This window comes from Acinetobacter sp. 1000160 (assembly GCF_000588715.1).
Classification (GTDB): domain Bacteria; phylum Pseudomonadota; class Gammaproteobacteria; order Pseudomonadales; family Moraxellaceae; genus Acinetobacter; species Acinetobacter courvalinii.
Map to the genome: position 1 here is coordinate 1 of NZ_JFWP02000017.1, position 2980 is coordinate 2980.

A 2980-nucleotide genomic window follows, 5' to 3' on the forward strand; every position below is an offset into this window, starting at 1 on the left:
ACACGTGCTCGATGTACTTGCACGTATTATGGATCGTCTGGCGCAATTAATCGTACGTGATGGTGAGGGTGCAACCAAATTCATCACGGTTCAGGTTGAGGGCGGTGCAAATACGCAAGAATGTTGTGATGTGGCGTATAGCGTTGCCGAGTCACCACTCATTAAAACTGCATTATTTGCGTCAGATCCAAACTGGGGCCGTATTGTGATGGCGATTGGTAAGGCGGGCGTGCCAAATCTCGACAGTAGCAAGGTTCAAGTCTGGTTGGGTGACGTGCAAATTTGCCTGGATGGTGGTGCAAACCCAGACTATACCGAAGCAGCAGGTGCTGCGGTGATGGCTGAAAAAGAAATTACCATCCGGATTGATCTTGGTCGTGGTACGGCAAAAGACACGGTTTATACCTGTGATTTTTCTTACGACTATGTGAAAATTAATGCCGATTATCGCTCATAAATTTGCGTTATAATGAAGCCTCCACAGTGGGGCTTTTTTTATAAGCTGGTTTGTGGACAGTGTGATTCTTAATAAATGATCACCCCGACACCCACGTTATAGCTTTGCAATGATGCAAGCACGCAGGATAGAGAAGACGTTTTATGAATGATGCGAATTTAATTGCGAACGAAGCCAAAAATATTGTGCAGGCGCATTTAGATCGTTTGGGCGAGCCAAAGGACAATAGCCTCAGCCCAGAAGTGAAACAAGAAAAGTTCGCTCAAATCGCAGCAGAGCTTAAAAAACGTAATGCTGTGCTTGTGGCGCACTATTACTGTGATCCGGAAGTGCAAGAGCTTGCAGAACTGACGGGTGGCTGTGTTTCTGATTCATTGGAAATGGCGCGTTTTGGTCGCGATCATCCTGCAACGACGCTGGTGGTAGCGGGTGTAAAGTTTATGGGTGAAACCTCCAAAATCTTGTCACCGGAAAAAACGGTATTGATGCCGACACTGGAAGCAACCTGCTCACTGGATTTGGGTTGCCCTGTGGATGAGTTCGCGGCATTCTGTGATCAGCATCCTGATCATACCGTGGTGGTGTATGCCAATACTTCAGCAGCAGTGAAAGCACGTGCTGACTGGGTGGTGACTTCAAGTTGTGCGGTTGAGATCATTGAGCATCTGGACAGTTTGGGTGAAAAAATTATTTGGGCACCAGATCAGCATTTAGGCCGCTATATTCAGAAGAAAACTGGCGCTGATATGTTGTTGTGGGATGGTGCCTGTATCGTGCATGAAGAATTCCGTGCCCGCGGCATTGCGCAAATGAAAGCGCTTTATCCAGATGCAGCGGTATTGGTGCACCCAGAGTCACCTGAATCGGTGGTCGATATTGCCGATGCCGTGGGAAGTACCTCGCAACTGATCAAAGCTGCCCAGACTTTACCGCATCAGCAAATGATCGTGGCAACCGATCGGGGTATTTTCTATAAAATGCAGCAAGCGGTGCCTGATAAAGAATTATTTGAAGCACCAACTGCAGGTGAGGGGGCAACTTGCCGTTCATGTGCACATTGTCCGTGGATGGCAATGAACGAACTGGATGGAATTTTGCATGTCTTGCAGCATGCCGATCAAGAAATACACGTTGATCCGGCCTTGGCGGAACGCGCTAAATTGCCTTTAGATCGAATGTTGAACTTTAGTGCCTCATTAAAGCGTTAAAAAGCATCAAGATGCTTGTTAAATATACATTTGGTAAGGATTTTTAATATTTTTGAAAAATAGGTGTTGACGTTCTAGGGCGTCGCGCCTAGAATGCACACCGTACCGCACGATGTGCGATACACTAAAAGCTGAGAAATCGGAGCATAGCACAGCCTGGTAGTGCACCTGGTTTGGGACCAGGGGGTCGTAGGTTCGAATCCTACTGCTCCGACCATCATCTTAAAGATGAGATAAAATACCGCTAATTTAGCGGTTTTTTTACGTCTGGATTTTTTCCTAACCTAAAATATGATATTTATAAATCTTATTAAAATTATTTTCTTAAACGTTTAAAAATTATAAGTAGGATCGGGGATATGTTTTTCTATTTTATTTTGATGTTTATTCTATTTATTCTGATTGCTTATTTAAAATCACCGCATTTTAAAGGTAAAGTTGGTGAGATGCAGGTTTCAGCCGATGTGAATAAGAACCTAGGTGAGGAATATATCTTATTAAATAACTGTACGCTGCCAGATCAGGAACAAGGTACCACACAAATTGATCATATTCTGATAAGCCCATACGGGATATTTATTATCGAAACCAAAAATTATACAGGCTGGATTTTTGGTAATGCACGACAAAAACAGTGGACACAGAAAATTTATAAAAAAAGCTATAAGTTTCAGAATCCTTTGCATCAGAACTATAAACATAGCAAAGTACTGGAAATGGTTTTAAATGATGTTTTGGCGCTTGAACATATCCATTCAGTTATTGTATTTACCGCACGGAGTGAATTTAAAACAGTAATGCCTGAAAATGTATGCCGTGGTAAATTCTGGTTAAACTATATAAAAGGTTTTAACCAAGAAGTGATTAGTCCGATGAAACAAAAAAGAGTTCGTTATCGTATAGAAAAAGAAGTACTGGAGCCATCTTAGAAAACAGACCGATAGCATGTTGAATATTTAAAACAGAAAAAACTGGAGAAAGACTCTGTTTCCTGATTCTGCATACTTGCGATTTATTGCATATCGACTGAAAGATTTAGCGCTTGTAGTTTGATTGCGTTCCAGTTAAGTTAATTTTGATGAAGTAAAATGGTTAGATAAATACAACAGTATTGAAATGCCATGTTCGGCATACTATTGCCGCTTTTTAAAAAGAAAAAACAGAGTATTGAGATGACACAAACAGCTTTTGATTTTGTAATTATAGGTGGTGGTTCGGCAGGTTCGGTGCTGGCTGGACGCTTAACCGAGAACCCGAATATTTCGGTATGTTTATTAGAAGCCGGTGGAGAGGGTAATAGCTGGCTGGTGAATAC

At 42.2% G+C, this 2980-nt stretch carries 3 protein-coding genes, 1 tRNA gene and 1 pseudogene; all 5 read left to right on the plus strand.

Annotated elements, in window-relative coordinates:
- On the plus strand, nt 1–457 hold a 457-nt coding region (locus tag J699_RS00285; RefSeq protein ID WP_032882999.1), incomplete at its 5' end, for a bifunctional ornithine acetyltransferase/N-acetylglutamate synthase.
- A gap of 143 nt (nt 458–600) precedes the next feature.
- A complete protein-coding gene (gene nadA / locus J699_RS00280) occupies nt 601–1665 on the plus strand; it encodes a quinolinate synthase NadA (RefSeq protein ID WP_005228872.1) in 1065 nt (354 codons plus the stop codon).
- A 140-nt stretch (nt 1666–1805) separates the two neighbouring features.
- A tRNA-Pro gene (locus J699_RS00275) sits at nt 1806–1882 on the plus strand.
- A 142-nt stretch (nt 1883–2024) separates the two neighbouring features.
- Nucleotides 2025–2591, plus strand: a pseudogene (locus J699_RS00270) (nuclease-related domain-containing protein); the annotation flags it as partial.
- Nucleotides 2592–2837: 246 nt separating this feature from the next.
- On the plus strand, nt 2838–2980 hold a 143-nt coding region (locus tag J699_RS00265; RefSeq protein WP_131224146.1), incomplete at its 3' end, for a lycopene cyclase family protein.

What these genes read in the sequence shown, in the direction of transcription:
- nadA (WP_005228872.1), top strand. Translation starts at nt 601, where the DNA reads ATGAATGATGCGAATTTAATTGCGAACGAAGCCAAAAATATTGTGCAG.